General features: G+C 56.8%; 20 protein-coding genes. 10 read left to right on the forward strand and 10 right to left on the reverse strand.

Annotated elements, in window-relative coordinates; all coding sequences use genetic code 11:
* Window positions 1–394 precede the first annotated feature (394 nt).
* The 3 genes from ABSL23_RS17140 (at window position 395) to ABSL23_RS17150 (ending at window position 3,215) form a co-directional block, all read left to right on the forward strand.
* A complete protein-coding gene (locus ABSL23_RS17140) occupies window positions 395–1,903 on the forward strand; it encodes a hypothetical protein (protein ID WP_353635580.1) in 1,509 nt (502 codons plus the stop codon).
* Window positions 1,904–2,200: 297 nt separating this feature from the next.
* A complete protein-coding gene (locus ABSL23_RS17145) occupies window positions 2,201–2,794 on the forward strand; it encodes a DsbA family protein (protein ID WP_230889859.1) in 594 nt (197 codons plus the stop codon).
* The gene (locus tag ABSL23_RS17150; RefSeq protein ID WP_230889858.1) at window positions 2,784–3,215 is read left to right on the forward strand and encodes a disulfide bond formation protein B; all 432 of its coding nucleotides are present in this window, start codon (window positions 2,784–2,786) and stop codon (window positions 3,213–3,215) included. The genes ABSL23_RS17145 and ABSL23_RS17150 overlap by 11 nt, the downstream gene beginning before the upstream one ends.
* A gap of 17 nt (window positions 3,216–3,232) precedes the next feature.
* Here ABSL23_RS17150 and ABSL23_RS17155 read toward each other — a convergent pair whose 3' ends face one another.
* A complete protein-coding gene (locus ABSL23_RS17155; RefSeq protein WP_230889857.1) occupies window positions 3,233–4,300 on the reverse strand; it encodes an iron transporter in 1,068 nt (355 codons plus the stop codon).
* Window positions 4,301–4,531: 231 nt separating this feature from the next.
* Entirely contained in the window at window positions 4,532–6,481 is a 1,950-nt protein-coding gene (locus tag ABSL23_RS17160) for a NosD domain-containing protein (RefSeq protein ID WP_353635581.1), read from the reverse strand.
* A gap of 78 nt (window positions 6,482–6,559) precedes the next feature.
* Here ABSL23_RS17160 and ABSL23_RS17165 point away from each other — a divergent pair, with 78 nt between their 5' ends.
* Window positions 6,560–7,330: an ABC transporter ATP-binding protein gene (locus ABSL23_RS17165; RefSeq protein ID WP_353635582.1), complete on the forward strand. Its 771-nt coding sequence runs from the start codon at window positions 6,560–6,562 to the stop codon at window positions 7,328–7,330.
* Window positions 7,323–8,132: an ABC transporter permease subunit gene (locus tag ABSL23_RS17170; RefSeq protein WP_353635583.1), complete on the forward strand. Its 810-nt coding sequence runs from the start codon at window positions 7,323–7,325 to the stop codon at window positions 8,130–8,132. Before ABSL23_RS17165 ends, ABSL23_RS17170 begins: the two co-directional genes overlap by 8 nt.
* Before the next feature lie 69 nt (window positions 8,133–8,201).
* On the opposite strand, the gene ABSL23_RS17175 is transcribed toward ABSL23_RS17170, so the two are convergent.
* From ABSL23_RS17175 to ABSL23_RS17190, 4 genes are all read right to left on the reverse strand, one after another.
* The gene (locus ABSL23_RS17175; RefSeq protein ID WP_353635584.1) at window positions 8,202–9,236 is read right to left on the reverse strand and encodes a CPBP family intramembrane glutamic endopeptidase; all 1,035 of its coding nucleotides are present in this window, start codon (window positions 9,234–9,236) and stop codon (window positions 8,202–8,204) included.
* A gap of 330 nt (window positions 9,237–9,566) precedes the next feature.
* Window positions 9,567–9,752, reverse strand: coding sequence for a hypothetical protein (locus ABSL23_RS17180; protein ID WP_353635585.1), 186 nt, complete (start codon window positions 9,750–9,752; stop codon window positions 9,567–9,569).
* A gap of 60 nt (window positions 9,753–9,812) precedes the next feature.
* Window positions 9,813–10,130, reverse strand: coding sequence for a hypothetical protein (locus tag ABSL23_RS17185; RefSeq protein ID WP_353635586.1), 318 nt, complete (start codon window positions 10,128–10,130; stop codon window positions 9,813–9,815).
* A gap of 871 nt (window positions 10,131–11,001) precedes the next feature.
* Window positions 11,002–11,436 carry a COX15/CtaA family protein gene (locus ABSL23_RS17190; RefSeq protein WP_353635587.1) on the reverse strand — a complete coding sequence of 145 codons (435 nt, stop codon included), beginning with the start codon at window positions 11,434–11,436 and terminating at the stop codon, window positions 11,002–11,004.
* 270 nt (window positions 11,437–11,706) lie between these two features.
* Between ABSL23_RS17190 and ABSL23_RS17195 the strand changes: the two genes are divergently transcribed.
* The 4 genes from ABSL23_RS17195 to ABSL23_RS17210 all read left to right on the forward strand — a co-directional run bounded on the left by ABSL23_RS17195 (window position 11,707) and on the right by ABSL23_RS17210 (window position 14,890).
* Window positions 11,707–12,636: a TFIIB-type zinc ribbon-containing protein gene (locus ABSL23_RS17195; RefSeq protein WP_353635641.1), complete on the forward strand. Its 930-nt coding sequence runs from the start codon at window positions 11,707–11,709 to the stop codon at window positions 12,634–12,636.
* A 371-nt stretch (window positions 12,637–13,007) separates the two neighbouring features.
* Entirely contained in the window at window positions 13,008–13,385 is a 378-nt protein-coding gene (locus ABSL23_RS17200) for a helix-turn-helix domain-containing protein (RefSeq protein ID WP_353635588.1), read from the forward strand.
* The gene (locus ABSL23_RS17205; RefSeq protein WP_353635589.1) at window positions 13,382–13,660 is read left to right on the forward strand and encodes a hypothetical protein; all 279 of its coding nucleotides are present in this window, start codon (window positions 13,382–13,384) and stop codon (window positions 13,658–13,660) included. Before ABSL23_RS17200 ends, ABSL23_RS17205 begins: the two co-directional genes overlap by 4 nt.
* An 18-nt stretch (window positions 13,661–13,678) precedes the next feature.
* The gene (locus ABSL23_RS17210; protein ID WP_353635590.1) at window positions 13,679–14,890 is read left to right on the forward strand and encodes a hypothetical protein; all 1,212 of its coding nucleotides are present in this window, start codon (window positions 13,679–13,681) and stop codon (window positions 14,888–14,890) included.
* A gap of 126 nt (window positions 14,891–15,016) precedes the next feature.
* On the opposite strand, the gene ABSL23_RS17215 is transcribed toward ABSL23_RS17210, so the two are convergent.
* The 4 genes from ABSL23_RS17215 to ABSL23_RS17230 form a co-directional block, all read right to left on the reverse strand.
* Window positions 15,017–15,211, reverse strand: a complete 195-nt coding sequence (locus tag ABSL23_RS17215) for a hypothetical protein (RefSeq protein WP_232590470.1) — start codon at window positions 15,209–15,211, stop codon at window positions 15,017–15,019.
* Window positions 15,212–15,560: 349 nt separating this feature from the next.
* Window positions 15,561–18,038 carry a heavy metal translocating P-type ATPase gene (locus tag ABSL23_RS17220; RefSeq protein ID WP_353635642.1) on the reverse strand — a complete coding sequence of 826 codons (2,478 nt, stop codon included), beginning with the start codon at window positions 18,036–18,038 and terminating at the stop codon, window positions 15,561–15,563.
* 497 nt (window positions 18,039–18,535) lie between these two features.
* Window positions 18,536–18,634 (reverse strand): hypothetical protein, encoded by a 99-nt coding sequence (locus ABSL23_RS17225; RefSeq protein WP_353635591.1) that lies wholly within the window; start codon window positions 18,632–18,634, stop codon window positions 18,536–18,538.
* Window positions 18,635–19,124: 490 nt separating this feature from the next.
* Window positions 19,125–20,099 (reverse strand): TFIIB-type zinc ribbon-containing protein, encoded by a 975-nt coding sequence (locus ABSL23_RS17230; RefSeq protein ID WP_353635592.1) that lies wholly within the window; start codon window positions 20,097–20,099, stop codon window positions 19,125–19,127.
* A 141-nt stretch (window positions 20,100–20,240) separates the two neighbouring features.
* On the opposite strand from ABSL23_RS17230, the gene ABSL23_RS17235 reads away from it, so the two are divergent.
* Complete coding sequence (locus ABSL23_RS17235) at window positions 20,241–20,801, forward strand: COX15/CtaA family protein (protein WP_353635593.1); 561 nt, start codon at window positions 20,241–20,243, stop codon at window positions 20,799–20,801.
* The last annotated feature ends 46 nt before the right edge of the window (window positions 20,802–20,847 follow it).

The raw sequence follows: 20,847 nt of genomic DNA on the forward strand, positions 1-20,847 counted from the left end.
GTTCCTATTTGTTGGGAATCCGCCCTGTACTCAACTAGACAGAGCCGCATTTCTAACAAAGCACGAAGACGCAGTTCTTACTGCAATCGAAGAATCAGAACCGTTTCAAACCGCCCAACAATAGTACGAGATAACTGGTTGAGGGTTATGACAACTATCCAGAATTCAGTCCCACCGAACGACTCGCCAGAGATTTGCCAGTACTGCGGTGACCCCTTCCCCACTGTGGAACGTCTCACCCTTCATCGGGGCCTCGAACATTGGCCTGACATCGATGAGGCAGAACGAACAGCCTTCCACGATGCACGAGCAGACGAACAAGATGCCTTGAGTTCGTTTCGGCTGCGGGCGCTTGCCTGCCTCGTCGCAGTATACTTCGGGTTCCTATTTCTCTATGCTATCTTCGCCATTTAACACCGAGAGCCCCGAGGCTGACGAGTCCACGGCAAAGACAACCGACCCGAAGGAGGGCCGTTCAAGCAGCGTGAGCGGTTCCGCTCTCCGCGTCGGAGTGCAGGCCCTTGCGTGGGCAGCAATATTGATTGTTCTCGTCGAGAGTGTCACCGCCGCTAACGGAATGACGCTCTCCAAACAGCCCCGGGAAACGTTAGCTGTCCCTCGCTGGCTGTATCTGGCAACAGGGGGAGCTACAATCGGTGCCTCGGCACTCCTTGCTAGCTTCGTCACCGACCGCGCATTCATCTACGCGCTGCACTCGTGGTCCGTTCAGCTGCCTGGCGTCCCAGCTATCCGGCGTGGAGCCTCCAGACTCGGCCAGCTACTTGCCCTCGCTACGCTCGGTCTCATGGTCTATGTCGGGTACAGTGGCCCCCAACTCCCAGCTGCGAGTCTCACAGTTCTCGTAACGTTTGTCGGGGTTCGTGGTGGACTGCCGGTCGTCGCGTATCTGATCGGGAATCTCTGGCCTGCGATTAACCCGTGGCGTGCTCTCACGACGTTCCTTCCAGAAGGCTTCATCGAATATCCCGACTCGTTCGCTCGCTGGCCAGCAGTCGTGGGCGTCCTTGCGCTTGTTTGGGTGGAGGTAATCTTCCCGGTCAGTACCGTCCCGCGCGTGCTGGCGAGTGCGATCCTCGGTTATTCACTGTACACGGTTACTGGGGCAATCGTCTTCGGCTCTGATGCGTGGTTCAAGCACGCCGACCCGCTGGCTGTTTTGTTCCGGTGCTACGGGACGGTTGCACCAATTCAAATCGTAGACGGCTCGTTAGAGGTGTCGCTTCCCGGGAACAACCTCGCAGATTCAGCCATCGTAACTGACGAGTCCGACGTCGCCTTTATCATCGCCCTCGTTTGGGAACTCACGTACAGTGGATTCATCACGACGACCGCTGGCGCGCAGACGATTAGCGCCGTTGTGGAGACGCCACTCGGCGCAGTACTTCCGACTGTACCGATGGCTATACTCGTCTATACAGTTCTGTTCCTCGCGGGATACGTCCTGTTCCTCTCAGCCTATTGGTATGCTGGAAAGGCCGCTCGACGACTGACAAACACGTACGTCACCAGCCGTTCGATTGCGTTGCGACTCGCTCCACCACTGTTGGCTATCGCAGCTGGCTATCACCTCGCCCACTACGCCAATCTGGTCGTCTCGTTGAGTCCCGCACTTGCGATTGCAGTCGTTTCCCCACTCACCCCGCCTGCAAATCCATTAGTGCTCGCTCCTCCTGGCTGGTTCACCGGCCTCAGCATCGCGTTCGTACTGATCGGGCACCTGCTCGCCATCTGGGAAGCACATGCGGCCGCGTACGATCTGTTCCCGAGCCGTCTCGTCGCGATTCGTAGCCAGTACCCGTTTATTGTTGTGATGATCGGATATACGGTGATCAGTCTCTGGATTCTCTCCCTCGCTGGCGCGACACCACCGTATCTTGGGTAACCGAATCCCCACCATAGACGGTCGGATTCTCGCCTCGTAGAAGAGTCGAGACAGTGCAATAGAGACCCCAAAGCTTCGACCTTCACGGGACTCCTGAGAGAACACACTCCAAACGAACGCGACAGCACCAAAGCAATCTTACTGTGAAGAACCAAACGGATAATTATCATGCGCTCTTCTAACGCTACTGAGGCGTTGTCGTCTCGAATGTCGCGGCGACAGGTCCTCGCAACGGGGAGCATCGTTGCTCTGAGTGGCTGTCTTGGTGGTGGTTCGAATAGCTCGACTGACGGGAACGTGAACGAAGACGTTGCGAATGCGCCTCTCTCGAACTCGCCAGATTCGTTGACGTACGCGACGATGGGGTCGAGTGACGGACCGACGATAACCTACTATGGAAACTGGAAATGCCCCTACTGTGCCGAGTTCAGTACCGGCACTCTCGGCGACTTCGTCACCGACTACGTCGAGAACGGGAACGTCAATATCCAGTTTCGAGCGCTCGCATACATCAACGGCGAACCGTTCCTCGGGGCCGATTCTCCTCGAGCTGCGCGTGCCGGGCTGGCAGTTTGGAACGTGAACCCCAAGACGTACTGGCGCTACCATGAGTACGTCTTCGCAAATCAGCCTCCTGAAGGTGAAACGTGGGCGACGGCTGAAAAGCTCCTCTCGTTCGCTGAATCCGCGGGCGTGAGTGATCTCGATCGCGTCCGAGAGCAACTCGACGAGGGAATGTACGAATCCGAAGTTCAGAACACCACTGACGCGGCTGCATCAGCGGGAGTCTCCGGAACACCCACGCTCGTCATCGACGGCGAAACGGTCAACCCGTTAAGCGACGAGTCACGGGCTCGAACACTGATTGAAGGCCTCACGGATGCCTCTTGACCGGGACCGAGTTGTACTCGGTGTGGCGACACTGGTTGCCACGATCGCTACGTTGGGGAGCCTCTGGTTCAGTCTCGGGTTGGGGTTAGTCCCCTGTGACCTCTGCTGGTATCAACGCATCCTGATGTACCCACAAGTAGTTATTCTGGGGGTGGCGACGCTCGAATCACGACTCAACGTCTGGCGGACTGTTTTGCCGTTGTCAGCAGCCGGAATCATCATCGCTGCGTATCAATCTTACTTACAGGCGACAACCACAACATGTGGCTTTGAAGGAGCCTGTGCCGTGGTTCAGTGGCGCTCGCCAATACTCAGAGTGACCATTCCGAACCTCTCGCTGATTGCGTTCGTACTGGTGACGGCGCTACTCCTGTCCTCACTCTTAGTGGACAGGAATGCTGGGATGCAAGTAGACGAGTGAGTGAGTGCTCGGCGGAATCAAACAGTGAACTCAACAGTGGGCATCTGCATGAATGCGGTTTCGTAACCGTCGTGGCGCGACACCTGGGGTGGTGTCTCAACGCGAACCACAATGGTATCATCCCGCCTGATGGTCTTTGCGGTCGTTCCGTAGTAGTAGCCGAGGTCGGGGTCGATTGTACCGTCAAGTCCCGTTTCCAATACAGTGTCCCCGTTACGCTTGACGACCATCGAGAGCGACATTCCAGGGAGTAGAACGCGATTATAGGGCGTACGCGGAGAGACAACGAGATACGGTCCGTCCGTCCCCGGGAATCGTCGTGCTGTGGAGACGAGACTCGCGCAGAACACGGCACCGTCAGCGGACTGCTCGCCGAGCAATCTTCCGGGGAGTTGTTCCTTGGGCGGGGCGACTGGAGCTGGCACGCCGTCCATCTGCATCAGGTCTACCGTCCCCCGCGTGCCTGCCTTCTCATCGAGACGGCGAATCGGAAGGTCGTACGTTTCAGACGGCTCGAAGGTAAATTGGAACTGTGCGGTCCGCGTCTCTGTAAACCGACGTTTGAACGGGCGGGTTCGTGCTGCCTGAACGGGCGTAATCCGAACCGTTGCCTCATACTCGCCGCTCCCCGACAGTGCCACGTTGTCCCCGTAGTGGAACCCCATATTTGGGGAGAGCATCGACCACAGATTCGTCGTTGAGACATTCCCCTCCTCATTCTGGATATCCACTGACACCGCTGTCGGGAGCACCGTTTCGGATTCGGCATCCCAGACGCTCGCCATCAAATGCAGCGAGTCATTCGACGAGACAACGACTTTTGTTTTGTTCGTCCCGGTCACCGTCCAGAATCGGTGGGGGAACGAGTGCATCAACGCGACGCCGATACCCTCGACGGTCGTAGTTTCGTAGACGTCCATCCCCTCAACAATCGCCGGATAGTAGACACCGTCTGGTCGGTTTTCGACGAGCGGTGGATCTCGCCACGCGGACTGTGTCTCGAATCCGAGTCGCTGAAGACACCCGGAGACGCCAGCCACGCCGACCAGCCCACTCGTGGTTTTCAGAAACCGCCGCCGGTCCATGTTTTGGAATGCTCTTGGAGGTTGAGTAGGTGTTGCGATTTTCGTTAGGCCGTCGTAATCATCCCTTGATATAAAGAAGACAGCGAGAGTTCCACGGGTCACCTGACCCGCGGTTGTTTAGTTCACGTGCGAATAGAGCTCCCAGAAGTGCTGAATCCCGGGGAAGCAGCAACATCAGCGGGGTCCGTTGGGTAACGTGCCAGCCGAATCAAACCAGAGTGACCTCGGCGGCTAGAATGTGTAATCCCACTCGTCTTCGTCGTCGAATTGCCCCGGCGGATGCTGGGTGTCTTTAAGCTTCGCCAATACAGCTGGACGGACCGGACTTGCTCGGGGGGCTTCATCCACGACGCCTCCGAACCGAATCCCCGGCATCGTCTGCTGTAATTGCCGTATCAAGCTGAGTGCCGGTGCTCGTGCCAACGTCGGTGTCCCAGCACCCCCGTCTGCGACCATCCCGACCGGTCCTGTCGCACGGAACGACCGTGAAAGTGAGCCGTCGCCGTCGGTATCGATACCGGGTGCGCCCCGCCAGTAGTTCCCCTTCCAGACGTGTAACACGTTGAACCGTGCTGTCGCGGCGTACCGCCGGTTATACGCGATGTCGTTGTCGTTGACGCGGTTCGTCGGGAACAACGACATCGCTCGAATGCCGACCCGGTTGAATGCCGCGACGTTTTCCTCATACACTGAATATTGGCCTTGCACGACGACGCCGTGCTGGTTATGCGTCACAACATTCTCCGCGACGTAGCTCGACCGCCCGAACACAAGAACGCCGTTCTTGCTGTTCGTGACGGTATTCCCTGTCACAACGTTTCGGTTCGATCGGTCGTGGATGTAGACACCAACGTACGTATCCTCGATATCATTGTCAGCGGCGAACGCGCCCTGAGCGAACACGCTGAACACGCCGATCATCATCCCCTCCATCGAGGAGTCTCGGACAGTGAACGACTGCGTGTCGTGGGCAAACACGCCGACTTTCCCACCGTAAAACGTCGAGTTCTGGACGAGTGCGGGCGCGCCGAGAATCGAGACCCCGAGGAACCCATCCTCCCAGTCTCGCGTTCCCCGAACCGTGAGGCTTGAAACGGTGAGATTCGGGCTATTTCGCGCGATAACTCCATTTGAGCGCGTCCGTATGCGAACGTCAGAGACCAGCGATCGGGAGGACTCATCGAAGACGATACCCGCGTCACCGTAGCCATGCGCCGTCCAGTAGCGTTCCCGGAACGACTCATTCTGGACCGGAACACCCGTAATGTTCGCTCGGTCGCGGGTCCGCACTGTACCGATGCCGGACATCGAAAGATCCGTAATCGCAACGCGTGATGCGTTCACATAGACGACACTGCGGTTTTCGTTCCCAATGATGCGCGTTTGGTTGACCCCATCGCCACGAATCGTCAGGGGTTTGTCCACCGTGACATCGGAGACAGAGTAATTCCCGCTTGCCAGCTGGATGGTCGTATTGGGTGCGGCACGCCGAATCGCTGCAGTTAGCGACTCGTTTGGCTCCACCGTGCTCGAAACCGGTCGTTCAAGTAGTGCCCGCGCACGGGCAGCCGTTCTGTTCGCACGCTCGCTTCGTGCTTCACTCGTGCGCACCCATTCCGCTGAACCACGGCCCGCACCGCCGACATCCAACTGTCGGACGGCGTCCCACTGCTCGATCCGACCACCGTACTGTTGAACGAACGCCGTCGCATCACTCCGCTTCGAGAACGGCACCAAAGCCCGTTCTCGCGTCGGAATACGGGCAGTACTGTTGACGACGAAGTACGCCGCACTGGCTGGCACCCACTCAGTATCTGCGTCCATCGGTGTTCTGAGCAATCCCTCTTCCCCGACATAGACGCCAGTACCGGAGAAATCCGAGACGTACACAGCCATCGGCCGCCCGAATTCGCGCTCCGTGCTCTCCTGCAGCCCTGCGACCATCGACGTGATGCCGTAGTATCCAACGGTGAATTTGAATTGGGAGAACGAGACTTGCCCGGTCGGCAGCGCGATCGTCGATTCGTAGGCACTGACGACGACACTTTCTGGAACACCCGTTGACTTCGTATCTGACATCGGGACCGCAGCCGCCTGCTGGCCACCCCCGCTCACGGCGAATGGCCCGACGACCGCCGCGAACACGAGGAGGCCAGCAGCAGCCACGTGCCAGAATTCCATAGACGGCAATACGGGAGGAGCCACAAAGAATGCTGGGGCAGTACACTTTTTCGAGTGGCACGGAAACCATAATACGTAATGGGTAGTCGTGAGGCTCCTAACCGCGGTGACAACGATGCTGCGACGGCCGCGTCAGCCGTCGTCGAAGCGTCGGAACTCTCGAAATCATTCGGTGACGTCGAGGTTCTCTCGGAACTCTCCTTCTCAATTCCAGATGATGCAGTTACGGCGATTATTGGGCCGAATGGCTCCGGAAAGACCACGCTCGCAGAACTCGTTACGGGCGTAGAGAGCCCGACAGCTGGCGAACTCGCGCTCCATGCTGAGGGTGAGCGGCCTGTCGGGTATCTTCCCCAAGACCCGCGGTTCCAGCCCTCGGCCACGGTCCGAGAGACGGTTGCGTTCTACGCAGCACTGCTCGCCGGAGAGACCGACGTCGATGCCGCACTCGCTCGGGTCGGCCTCGAAGCCGCGACCGACCGCCGAACGGATGCGCTCTCCGGTGGTATGCGCCGCCTTCTGGGAATTGCGGTGAGCCTCCTGGGGGCACCAGACCTAGTCGTTCTCGACGAACCGACAAGTGGCCTCGACCCGGAGATGACTCGCCACGTGTATGACGTGATCGGGGGGTTGACCGAGCGCGACCAAGCCGTCGTGTTGACGACCCACGACCTTTCGCGCGCAGCAGACGCCGATTACATCCTCGTGGTGTCCGATGGCAGCATTGTCTCGGCCGGGTCCCCAGAAGAAGTGCTTGCGGACACGGAGACAACCACCTTAGAGGACGCATTCGAGGCCGCCGTTCGTGGCCGCACGGTCACCGCCGAGGGAGGGGATGGTCGTGAGTGACGCTACCCAGCAGTTTACTGCGATCTTCGAACGGGAGTTGCGAGCACTTGCACGGTCGCGGTCAGTCTGGCTGCTTGCCGTCGGGTTCTTCGCACTCATCGTGGCGATTGCAGTACTCGGCGGGCAAGCCGGCTACGTGCCGCTCGTACTCGCGTTACTCACGCCGGTCGAGGTCTTGATCCCAGTGTTGGTAGTGGCGCTCGGATATCGAGCGATTCTCGGCGACCGATTGCGGGGTGAACTGAAAGTCCTCGATACGTTCCCGATAACGCCCATTCGGTACGGGCTTGGCGTCTATTGTGGCCGACTCGCAGTCGCACTCGGGATTATCGTCGTGACGCTGCTCGTAGCAGGGTTCGTTGTACCACTCTCGGGGGGGACGCCGAACGTGCTCGCACAATCAGGCGGATTAGACTCGCCAGTGTACTACGCGCGGTTCGTCGCGTTGACAACTGTATTCACGGGCGTTGTTCTCGCCATCACGCTATTGATTTCGTCGGTAGCTCGGTCTGCGCGTCGCGGGCTTGTGTCGGCGGTCGGCTTGTTGCTCGTCGTCGTCATCGGCTTTGACCTCGTGGTGATTGCTGGGGTCGGGCAAGGCTGGATCGTTGAACGAGGGCTGAGCGAAGCGCTCGCAGCTAGTCCGCTCAGTGCGTACCGTGGGCTCGTGATGACGTATGCTGTCGAACCAGCCGTGACGATGACGGTTCAGGCGGCCTCGCCGATTGCAAGCGTGTTCTCGCTGGCTGTGTGGACGTCCCTATCTCTCCTCACTGCCTCAGCGCTGACCGGAATTGAGTGATTACCGAACGGCTCAGCGCTGACGAGGGCGCGTCAATCCAGCGGTAGTATGCAGTGACTGTAGAGAAGGTTAGGTGAACGTGAGATACGCGATTGCGAACTGGACGGCGTTGTACGTGCCGTGAACGACGACCGGCGCGAAGAGGTCGTCTGTCTGCTCGTACGTAGCTCCGAGTACGAGTGCGACTCCGAAGACTCGGGCGAGCGTGACGAGGATAGCGCCCGGTGTGGCACCCGTACCGCCGTACGCGAGGATGTGGCTGGCAGCAAACACGAACGACGCAGTAATGATGGCACTCCGACGCGAATACGCACCGTATAGGTACTTCTGGAGTGCATTTCGCGCGAGTAGTTCCTCACCCGGGGCGACAACGACGAACGACAGGATGATTAGCGGAAGCAGGATCTCGGGAGTTGTTTTGGCCGCCTCGATGAGAGAGTGCGACGTTTGCGGCAGTAAGAATACAGCGACCGCGGCAGCCATCAGTACGTGGAGCGTGAAAATCGCGAGTATTCCCGCTGCTGCCACGATAAGGTCGCGGCGGGTTACCGTACTCACGTCGATACTACTGTTGATGTATTTAATGAACACGACGCCAACTATCGCATAGGCGATACTGGCGACAGCAGTGGACACTGAAACGCGGACCATCGGTGTCGAGGGGACAATAGAGATAACTATACTATTGAGGAGGCCTCCCACGACGAGTGCGAGCGCGGAGACGGCGAGTGCGAGGAGAGTTCGACGCTCCCGTATTTTGACTGCCGACTGGTTCAATTCAGTAATGGCAGCACCACCCACTCCCAGCGCACTGAAGCCAGCCAGCAGCGAGACAATCGGTCCGAGTACTGTTGCTGTTTGAAGCTCGATGACCGCAGCCGCTGCTCCGAGCGTCAGTCCAGCGGTGGCTGCCGTTGCGACAGTGTCGACCCACGGCGGAGCAAGTCCGTGACGTCGGACAGTGAAAGCTAGAACGGCGACCACTCCGAACACACGAGTAGCTTGTACCGTGAAGTCTGTTGTTGCAGGCCACGAGAGGAACGTCCCGACTAGTCCGATCCCAGCAAGTACAACCCCAACTGAGTGCGCGTACTGTCGTTTCACAAGACGAGGACTACCTCGTTTTCCGGTAGCACTTCCGCTCAGTATTCATTTCACTCATTCTTCGTCAGGCGAGTCGGAGGACGAATCCGGTGAGGAATAGTGCGAAGACGATCCCTCCGAGAACCACCATCATGAGGAATTTATCGTTCACAGCCCCTGGTTAGGGCTCCATGTATCTCTTCCTTCCGAAATGGTGAAAACCGAGCCGTTTTTGCTGTTGTACGAGGGGAATCGCTAAAGCGGCTGGCAAAAATGTGCGCAGGGAAACCGCCTATCAACACGGCGAGGATTAGGGCTCATTCCTGAGCCGTTCAGAGAAGAACCTAGACGCTACGAACTAGTACGGTATTCGCCGTGTTTCATTCCGAGGAAGAACGCCAAGACCGAGAAGGCAATCATCGAAGGAAGAACCATCATGAAGACTGTCGAGGTAGTCATCACTGACGTAAGGGCGACCGCAGCGATAGCGACGATCGCGACGAGCGGGACTGCCGAGCGCGGGAGGTCAAACTCCATACCCACGTTGTGACTGGACGAACTAAGTCGTTAACATAGATTGGTAACTACTGATATCGGCTAGTAATTCTGTCGTTGTCTGGCGGTAGCGTCGTCGTATCGGCTGGCATGCGAAATGGCAAGCAGTCCGAGTCCGAGAAGTCCACCTACTGCCACTAAGCCGAAAATCGCCAAGTTTGGCGGGTTCAGTTCGAAGACGATTGGGCCGATTTTACCGTACTGTGCTGCTGGCCCACCGTCGGTAAGGGGTCCCGACGGCCCACCATTCCCGTAGATGATGATCCCCAGCACGTACCCGAAGATACCCGCGACGGCAACCGCGCTGAGATACATCCACATCACGACTCCGCGCCCGTTGGCCTCCTGACTGTCCACCATTCGTCTAGACCTATCGTCGGGTTCCAGATGCAACAATAGCCCGGTTTCGTTTAACGCTCGACAAAACCCGGCAAGCGTCTCCCGGGATATTCATCTCGTTACTGAAAGCAGGGTATTAGCCTGTCTCAGACGTAGATAGTGTAAGGATGAAATGGATGTGCTTGAGGAACCAGATTGGAGCGAGAAACGCAAGTAATACACCAAATAGAAAACTGCCAGTTACTGCCCAAGCAACCTGTGCGATAGCGATACTGGGGATTAACACACCATTATACGCAAGGGCGCTGACAGCAACTCGCGTTCGTTTTCGGGGCCAGATGGTTACGTTAAACTGTCTGCTGTCATTTCGACTATTCTTAATTGCCGCAATAAGTCCTGCAGTTCCGACGAATGCCCAGCCAAGCAGTCTAGTAGGACTTATCTCAAGTAACCAGGTAACAACGAGAACCCCTGTAGTTGGAACGGTGAGGAAAAGAACGTCTGCCGTTGGTTGCTGTTGTAATACTCTCGTCAGATGCATTAATTTATGCTTTCAAGATGGCTATTCTGAATATCCGCAACCTCGGGACTGAGCCGCCGTAGTTATGATTGAGAGTCAGCCGATTCCGTGGCTAAATCCCGGGTTACCATTGCTATAAGTGTGAATAGTAGTACTATCAACATGACGATACTAGCCAGGACGAACATGCTAGCTAACCCACCCTGGGTGTATCCGGGGGTCCTAACGTATATAAATGTAATTGCAACCAACAGAATCAGCATCGTGACGACAATACCGTCTCCTAGTCTCTTTCTCATATTCGGACAAGGACGGTCAATCAGTATAATAGGCTCGGAAACGGGTGGCGAGAACACTGAAGTGTAGTGATAATCATACGATTGTCGGGCGAAGTTTTGCCGCCAGCGTTGTCGTGAGCAGACAAAGAAGAATGAGGATGGCGACGCCAAGATGGGTTGTGACGATTATTGGTTGGAGTTCTCGCGTAACGGTCAGCCCGCCTAGTAGCACCTGAATTGGAAGCAGAATGAGAGCGGTCATCGCTGACCACTTGATGAGCGATTCTTGTGGACGAAACAGCCATCCTGTAACTGCTGTTGCCAGAATTAGCAGCCCCGCCAAGAAAGCGAGTCCGCGGTGTGCCCACTCGGCGAAGATTTGGAGCGCGGAATACGGCGAATTGGCGATAAGCCCGGGCTGGAGAAACGGAATCCAAGTTCCGTAACAGGTCGGCCAGTCAGGACAAGACAGCCCAGCGCCAATCGCGCTCGTATATGCGCCGAGAAGCATCACAATATAGGTTACCACCAGTGTTCCTCCAGCAAGGTGTACGTATCGTAGTCGAGAACGCCGTATACGACGCGGAATTGTAGTTTGTCTCATCTTTCTTTGAGCGATTTTCGATAAACGAGGGTTAGAAGGGGCTACTGAAACGTCTGAACCGGTGTCCCAAATTCTGGGATACCGCCCCACACTCATTAGCTAAGACTGCTTGTTCCTGAATCAGAGCAACACTACTGTTGAAACCGAGTAATGCCGAGGAATGATGGAGAACCGGAAGATTCCCACACGAATGAGATGACAAAACCGCCGCAAAATCAGGGAACAGAAAAACGATCAGTCTGCCCGGAGTGTGGTGGGCAGATTCGTTACGACGATTCGCAGAGAGAGGCGGCGTGTCAAAGATGTGGCCTAGTCACCGACGAACAGACGATCGACCATGGTCCAGAGTGGCGGTCGTTTACTGACGAACAACGACAGAATAAGAGTCGGGTCGGGGCACCGACGACGCCGTTGATGCATGATAAGGGCCTCAGCACGACTATCAGTTGGCAAGACAAAGACGCACGCGGACAATATCTGTCCAGTCGCAAACGAGAGCGACTGCAACGTCTACGCCGGTGGGACGAACGATTCCGCACGAAGGATGCCTCTGAGCGGAATCTCAAACAGGCATTCGACGAAATTGATCGAATGGCATCGGCTCTCGGCTTGCCTGAGGCAGTTCGTGAGACGGCGGGTATTCTCTACCGGCGTGCCGTCGAGGAAGGGCTACTTCCGGGCCGTTCTATCGAAGGTATGGCAACCGCTGCACTGTACGCGAGCGCGCGACAGCACCAAACTCCGCGATCCCCTTTCGTCGTTGAAACGGTAAGTCGAGTTGAAAAGAAACGATTTCAGCGAGCATACCGCTACCTCTCCCGGGAGCTTAGCCTTGAAATCGAACCGGAATCCCCGGATCAACATCTGCCGCGACTCGCGTCGTCACTTGACGTGACCGACGAGGCACTCCGACGTGCGCGAGAACTGCTCAACGTTGCCCAACGCAACGCCGTCCACAGTGGGAAAAGCCCAGTAGGCATGGCGGCATCCGCGCTGTACGCAGCAACGTATCTTACAAACGAGAAACTCACCCAAGAGACTGTGAGTTCAGCGGCAAGCGTGAGCAAGGTCACGATTCGAACTCGCTACCAAGAACTTCTCGATGTCTACGCCGAGCACGAGTAATGAACAAGCATACGAGCCAAATAGAGACGGAAATCGTGGAGTTACTTGCTGGTGAATCAGGGACTCACGCGGTTGAAATTGCGGCTACGATAAATCGACACCCAGTGCACGTCGAGCAGGTATGCATCCAGCTTTGCGAACAGGGAGTTCTCAACTCGAACCGACGCGGATTCTACGAACTCACCGATGGTAGCTCCCAACAGTTCGAATGCCGGTAACTCGGATGCCGGTGGGCGATGCGCTACCAGTATGCGTATCAACCAGACTGCCACGAAAAGGCGAAATTATCGACTCACGGCGAACAGTTGTGTCACGTGGAACGGCGGCCGGGAATCACACAACGTATCCCACGAAAAACCGAGGGATTCAGCATGGTGGATGATACAGCGATGTCGGACGATCAGCCATCCCCTGAACTCGTCCTCGACGCGCTGGATGATCCTGACTGTCAATCAATACTCCGCGAAACCGCCGATCCAATGACTGCTACCGAACTCGCTGAAGCGTGTGACATCCCCCGTTCGACGTTGTACCGGAAGCTTGAACAGCTCAGTGACGCCGCACTCCTGCGGGAACACGACAAAATAAACCCTGACGGCGGGCGAACGTCGTACTATCAGCGAAATTTCGAGAACGTGAACATCACGATTGACGAGGACGACACATTCTCCGTGACAATCGAACATGGACGGCAAGGAACTGACGAACGACTTCGAGATATCTGGTCGAAGATGGGTGACGAGCTATGAATGAGATCATGGCTGCGGTTGTCGCCGTGAAAGCGCTCATTCTGGGCCTTGGAGGTGCAATTACGTATATTGCGCACAGAGCGTACCGGCGGACGGGTGACCCCTCACTCGGACTGCTTCGGGTTGGATTCGGGATTGTGACGTTCGGTGCGCTGTTCACTGGTATCGCTAACGTGGTCTATTCGGTATCGCTCGCGGTCGGTGTCCTCGTCAACAGCACCTTCGTGGCCGCCGGTCTTGCTGTGATTCTGTATTCGCTGTACGTCCAGGACTGACGACACTTGCATACAATCATGCTCCAGGAACCTTTCCAAACCGAACGAATTACCGCCGTTACACAAAAACTGAACGAGGGGATTTCAACTCCCGCACAAAGTGGGGACAATCGAGGAACGGCTCGCTTCGGCTCGCTTCTCGCATTGGTCGTGCTAATAGTTCTGGCACAGATTCCGGTTGCATCAGCTCATGGCGGCGAAGGCCCGCTCGTTATCTCACAACAGGCGAGTATCGCGGTAACTCTCAGCGGAATTGGTCTTGTCGCTGGCTGTGCATTATTGAAGCGTCACGAACACGTCTCGCCCACAACAGCGCTATACGGAATTGGAGTCGGACTGTTCGTCACGGTCCTCGGGATCACCATTTTTGACGGGGTCACACCAGATCCGATCTATACAGCCAGTTCGATGCCGTTCCCCCGCTCGTGGTATGAAGTGCTCGGGCTCGGTGTCGGCGTCAGTGTTGTGATGGCGAGTTTCGGTATTGGGTTACGCCGCTGGCCGACTCGACCCCGGTACACGTTCCTTGGCATTCTCATGGGTTTATGGGTCTTGTATCCATACGTAATCCGTGGATCCGCGAGCTATACCCACCCGCTGGGATATCTCATCGTACTGGGTACACCGGTTCTCGTCACATATGTTATCTGGACGGATCGAGGGGATGTCGTCCGTGCTGCTCTCCAGGATCGTGTTGCACGTCACTTCGGAGCTATTGTTACACTTCTCTCTGGGATATTTTTCCTTTCGTCGAGTGGGTATCTCTCATTCTTCTGGGAGGAAGGATTGCCGCGTGAGCGCGTCATCACGGTCTTACCAGTCAATTATCAGCTTGTCCAGTGGGACACACTCGAAATCGTGCTCCCGCAGATTCCCCTGACGATGGCTCTCTCAATCGGGGTAGTTACGATTGTCGGGTTGTTGAGCGTCCTAATTGGAGTGAACGCCCTCCTGATTGCTTGGCAGTGGCGACTTGAGAAAGCCGCGGGGGTGGCCCAGGGAACAGCCGGTACAGGGTCTGTTATTGGTGCTTGCACGTGTGGCTGCTGTGGTCCGCTCGTCGCCAAAATCGCCTTGCTTGCAGCTGGTCCCTCTGTCGCAGCACCGCTATACTGGGTGTTCGTCGATTCATCGTCCCCACTTAGCGCGTTGTTTATCGTGGCTACGGTGGTCATCTTCACTGCCACGCTCATCCACTCAACTGAAAATATGAACCCGGTAGTGTCCTAAACACGGCTTCCACCAGAACGCACTTACACCGAAAACCTTCCTCAACCCGACTGGTTCTTGTCCTGCCCCAGCATCCCCTGAAATATGATGTAGGCGGTTAGCGTTCGGAGGTCAAGCATCGATGTGTTATGCCCCCTGCATGTCCATCGGTCGGAGCCAGTGGTACCACACGAATAGTATCATCCCACCGTAGCCCGCCGCCCAGACGATCTGGCCGAGCGTATCCGCGCCAATCTCGGAGAGGAAGTAACTAGCCACGCCTGGGATAGCGACACCTGCGAAGACAATTGCGCCGAATACGACTCGGTCGTCAAGATCCATCAAGCGCCACCTCGTCTCCGAATCAGACGAGGGCCGATACTCGCCATGCCGATACTGATGCCGCCTGCAATCAATAATGATACCCCACGGAATGCCACGTTGTAGCGGACTAACAGTAGGCCGGCAATTGCTGCGAGTGCGCCGAGCGTAGCCACCGTATGAAATGGACGCGTAATATGCCGTGACTCCGTTAGAATCCCGGCGATAGATCCAATAAACAGCAGCAAGCCGCCGACGGTTACTGGGCGCAATCCGAACACAACACCCAATTCCGAGGTGACGAGACCGAGTGCGACGAGGGGAGGCCACGGACTTGCGCGCTGATAGACGTCACTTAGTCCTGCTTCACTCATGCTGACACCTCATCAGAATCCGACTCAGTAGGTGTGATACGGGAGAGCCGCATCGCATTCCCGGTAACGCCAAGTGTCATGCCAGCATCCCCGATCAAAACAGCAGCCCAAATCGGGACCAACCCGAACGGCACTCCGAGTGCGAGTAGTCCTTTTGCGCCCAGACTCGTCCAGATGTTCTGCCGGATGACACTGTTCGCGTCGTGTGAAAGTTCGTAGAGGTACGGCAGCTTCGACAGGTCGTCGCTCATGAGCGCGATGTCTGCGGTTTCGAGGGCAGTATCCGTGCCAGCTGCACCCATCGCGGTGCCCACGGTCGCCGTCGCGAGCGCGGGTGCGTCGTTAACCCCGTCGCCGATCATCGCGACCCCGTCATACTGTTCGTCGAGTTCTTTGATTGCCTCGACCTTTTCATCTGGCAGGAGTTCCGCGCGGAATTCGTCGACGCCGACCTCGTCGGCAATCGCCCGAGCGGTCCGTTTGTTGTCACCTGTGAGCATGATGATGTGCTCGATGCCGAGATCGTGAAGCTGTTGGATTGCCAGCTTCGCTCCGCGCCGAATCTCATCAGCAACGGCGATCACACCTTCAATCTCGTCCTCGGTTCCCACGAGGATAACGGTCTTCCCCTGTGACTGGAGTTCGGGGACAGTCTCTTCAAGAAGGTCGAGGCAGTTATTCTGCTCACACATCTGCTGGCTCTTCGTCGTAACGACACCGCCGTCGGTCGTCGCGTGGACGTGTTCGAGATCGAAGCCCAACTCCTCGAAGAATCCAGGTTTGCCTGCATAGTGTTGCTTGCCGTCGAGAGAGGCCTGGACGCCCTTCCCGGTGATACTATCGAAGTCATCGACTGATGGCGCTCCGATATCACTATCCTCAGCGAACTCGACGATTGCATCGCCGATGGGGTGTTCGGACCTTGATTCCAGACCACGGGCACACCGGAGGACATCGTCTTCAGTGTTATCGTTCAACGGAACGATATCGGTGACGGTGAGTTCGCCCTTGGTAATCGTGCCAGTCTTATCCATCGCAATCGCCTCGACCGCACCCATTGCTTCGAGATGGTTGCCTCCCTTGATGAGTACGCCGTTCTTCGCGGCACTGGTGATTCCCGACACAACGGACACGGGCGTGGAAATGACGAACGCACAGGGACACGCCAGCACGAGCAGCGTGAGCCCATAAACGATGAACGTCGGCCACGATGCCCCGAACAGAAGCGGCGGAACGACCGCAACCAAGACCGCGAAGCCGACGACAACCGGCGTGTAGTACGAGGAGAACCGCTCGACAAACTGCTCACGCTCGGTCTTGTTGGACTGGGCGTCTTCGACCATCTGGATGATACGCGAGAGCGTGTTATCACCCGCTTCAGAGGTGACCTCAACCTCAAGATACCCCTGTTCGTTGATCGTCCCAGCGTACACCTCATCACCTGGTGTCTTGTCCACTGGCACGCTCTCGCCTGTGATCGGGGCCTGATTGACAGCACTCTCCCCGTCGAAAACCTCGCCGTCCATCGGGATTTTTTCGCCCGGACGCACGACGACGATGTCGCCAACAGCCACGTCATCGACTGGAACCGTCACCTTCTCACCGTCTCGTTTGACCGTCGCCTCATCAGGCGAGAGGTCCATCAGCTCTTGGAGTGAGTTCCGGGCGCGGTCCATCGAGTAGCGCTCGAGCAGCTCCGCGATGCTGAACAGGAACGTAAGCGTGGCGGCCTCGAAGTAGAGCGCTTCCCCGAAGACGAGGCTGGCGATGATAGCACCGCTGATGGCGATGCTCATCAATAGGTCGATGTCGAGATTACGGTTCAGCGCGGAGTAGTAGCCGTTGCGGAAGATGACCTGGCCAGCGGCCCCAACAGCGACGAGGAAGAGGATATCGGCGAGAAGTAAATCGCGACCGACAAGTTCAGCCACGAGAACGTTCTGGCCGGTGAGGAAGAACTCAAAGAGCAGGCCGAGTGTGACGAATCCTCCGCTAATCCAGGTCTTGATCGCCCTTGAACTGGTCCAGACGCTCCCCCGGTCGTCAGTAGCACTCTCCACAGTGTCTGCGTCGGTCGCAGTTGAGTCAGTCACCTCGTAGCCAGCATTCTCGATCGCAGCAGTGATCTTCGATGGTGAAATGGAGTCACCATTATAGGTTGTAACTACCTTACCGGTCGTCGGCTGTGTCTCGTAACTTGAGAGTCCCTGGATGTCGTCAAGCGCATTCTCAATTTTCCCCGCGCAGGAGGGACAGTCCATCTCCGGAACAGTGAACGTCGCAGTCGTTTCACTCCGGTTCTCGATGGTATAACCGGCCTTTTCAACGCGTTCGGCAATCGCGTCCGGCGACGTTTGATCTTCCTCGTAGGCAACCGAGAGCGTTCCTGTCGTTACCTTTGGATCGACACCGGTGATCCCGTCAAGCTTCTCGACGCTATTCTCGACTTTCCCCGCGCAGGAGGGACAGTCCATCTCCGGGACGGAAAACTGGACAGCGCTGGCCTCTTGGAACGAGTCGTGGTCGTGGTCGTGGTCGTGGTCGTGGTCGTGGTCGTGGTCGTGGTCGTGGCCACCTTCTTCTGGTGGTGTCATTATATAAGGAGAAGGACCCCAGTCTTATTAAATCAGCTGCTATAGAACACCCATTTGTTAATAACTATTATTAAATAATGGCGAGTGAGATAATATATAGTGTTTAATAATTGGTCACGGCACGCACTCCGAAGCTTAATTCTACAATTACAGCCGGCAATTCGAAGATAAACTACGAAGCAAACCCGTTCATCGGTGTCAACACGATCATTCCACTTGACAGAACCCATTCAGGTATGAACCTCGGAGAAACGGTTGACTTCCTCACCGAGGAATTCGACCTAGAGCGAAGTAAACACGTTCGTGAGGTCCGTCAGTCGGTTGCGGAGCTTCGCGACTGCCAAATCAGTCCGGCCCCCGCCGGGGTTGATCGTATCCTATTCATGGACCAGCGAGGCGTCGCTGAGGCGGTCCAGTTTCCGGTACACCATCGATTTGGGGATGTCACACGCGTCGATGAGTTCGGGTGCAGTCATAGGTTCAGCTGTTTCGCGAAGAATCGCTCGACAGCCGGCGTCGTCCAGCGAATCAAGAATATCTCGCAACGATGGCGAGTCCTCAGATGACGCTGAATCGCGCACCATTATCTGAACTTGGGACGTATCTGGGATATGCTATCCGGTTGATGTACCTAGCGGCGAGACGAGCAAGCCTGCGACTCTTCTCACCGCTCGATTTCTACCTCGGACTCATCCTCGAGCAAGCGACGTCCGGCGTCGGTCAGATCATATCATCCCCGACCGACTGGACGGAACAGCCCATGCCCGTGGAGTCGCACACACGTTTGGTCGACCGTAATCGGGTAGCGTTCCGCAGTGCTGGCGATGTCCATAACATCGCGGGGTGACGCAGCGACGAAGCACGCGAGGATTTCCCGGTCGGTTTCGCGACCGAGCACCCGCAATCCGTCCCTCCCTTGACTATCGGCCGCTACCTCTGCGTAGCCGGGTTGTCTAGGCTCGGTCATCACGCAGACTCCCCGTGTTCCGCGTAAACGTCGAGCAGTTCCTGGTAGCGATTCCGGATCGTCACCCGGCTCACGTTGGCTGCGTTACTCACTGTCTTCTGCGTCAGTTGCTCGTTTGTGAGATGGGTTGCAGCATAGAGGGCGGCCGCTGCGAGACCTGCCGGGCTCTTGCCACTGTGTGCGCTCTGTGCTTTGGCAGTGGTGAGCAGATCCCGAGCTTGACGCGTTGCTTCGTCGCTCACATCGAGTGCGGACGCGAACTGGGGCACGTATTCTAACGGATCCGCCGGTTCAATTTCGAGGGCGAGTTCACGGGAAACGTACCGATAGGCCCGCTGAATCCGGAGCTCTTCGACGCGACTGACTTCAGCGAATGCGGCCAGCTGCCGTGGCGTTCCGTGTTGTCTGGCTGCAGCGTACAGGGCAGCTGTTGCCATGCTCTCAATTGACCGACCTGGGAGGAGGTTTTCGTCGACCGCTCGGCGGTAGATCGCCCCTGCCGTTTCTCGAACTGGGTCTGAAATATTGATAGCAGATCCCATCCGATTGATCTCGCCAAGTGCTTGTTTGAGATTCCGCTCGTGGGCGTCTTTCGTTCGGAATCGTTCGTCCCACCTCCGTAGCCGCTGCAGGCGCGCTCGTTTCCGATCGGGGACCGATTGCCCATATGCATCCGTGTCTTTCTTGCTAATTGTTGTGCTGAGCCCCTTGTCGTGCATGAGTTCCGTGGTCGGCGCACCGACGCGACTTTTTTCGTCCCGTTCGTCGCTGTTGAACGCTCTCCACTCGGGTCCTCGGTCGATTGACTCTTCGTTGAGGACTAGCCCGCAGTCTTCGCAGGTCGTTTCCCCGTGCTCATCGTCGCGAACGATCTGGCCGTCGCACTCCGGACACGACGACTGTGACCGGGACTTGGCGGTCGAATGCTGTTCGTCAGTGTCCGCTTGCCGAATGTCGAGTGATGTGTTGGACATACGTGCTGGACCTTGAATTTCTGCTCTCGGTGCATCCGAGTGGTTCTCGCTAGCATACTGTGGGTGGCCATCCGAAGAACTCGCTGCGGGTTCCCACGTTCTGGGAATCCGCCAATCTGGTTTTGGGCGTGCCGAGTACGTATGGAAATAGAGCTACCGAGCGTCCGCAATTCGAGAAGAATGATCCGGATGGATTCGATGTTGACGCAGATTCGGGAGCGTGTTAGAATCTCTCCAGTCTCATACGTCCATTTCTCGGCCATTACGCTGGTTGTCACCTTTCTCGTGATGCTCCTCGGTGCGTATACGAGTGCGATCGGGGCTGGATTGTCGTGCCCGGACTGGCCGATGTGCTACGGAACGTGGGTTCCGTTTCTTCATCCCGATATCGTCGCCACCTCCTCGTACTCGCCCCTCCAGATCTTCGCCGAGTGGGCACATCGTGGACTCGCGATGATCGCTGGCTTCCTCATCCTGGGTACTGCGCTGGGAGCGTGGCTTTGCTATCCAGAGACGGTGATCGTCAAGTGGTCGGCAACGATGGCACTGATCCTGCTGCCGACCCAGGTTCTTCTCGGTGGATTGACGGTCACAGCAAACCTCCAACCGATCGTCGTCACCAGCCACATTGGGGTTGCCACAGTCATTTTGCTGAGTTTCCTGACGGCATCCTTGACATCGTCGGTTACTCACGAAGCCTGATATCCATCTAGGCTGACAATATTGTGAAGTGCTAGTCTGTCAAGAG

Origin of the sequence: Halobacterium sp. NMX12-1, assembly GCF_040435975.1 — an archaeon.
Lineage (GTDB): Archaea > Halobacteriota > Halobacteria > Halobacteriales > Halobacteriaceae > Halobacterium > Halobacterium hubeiense.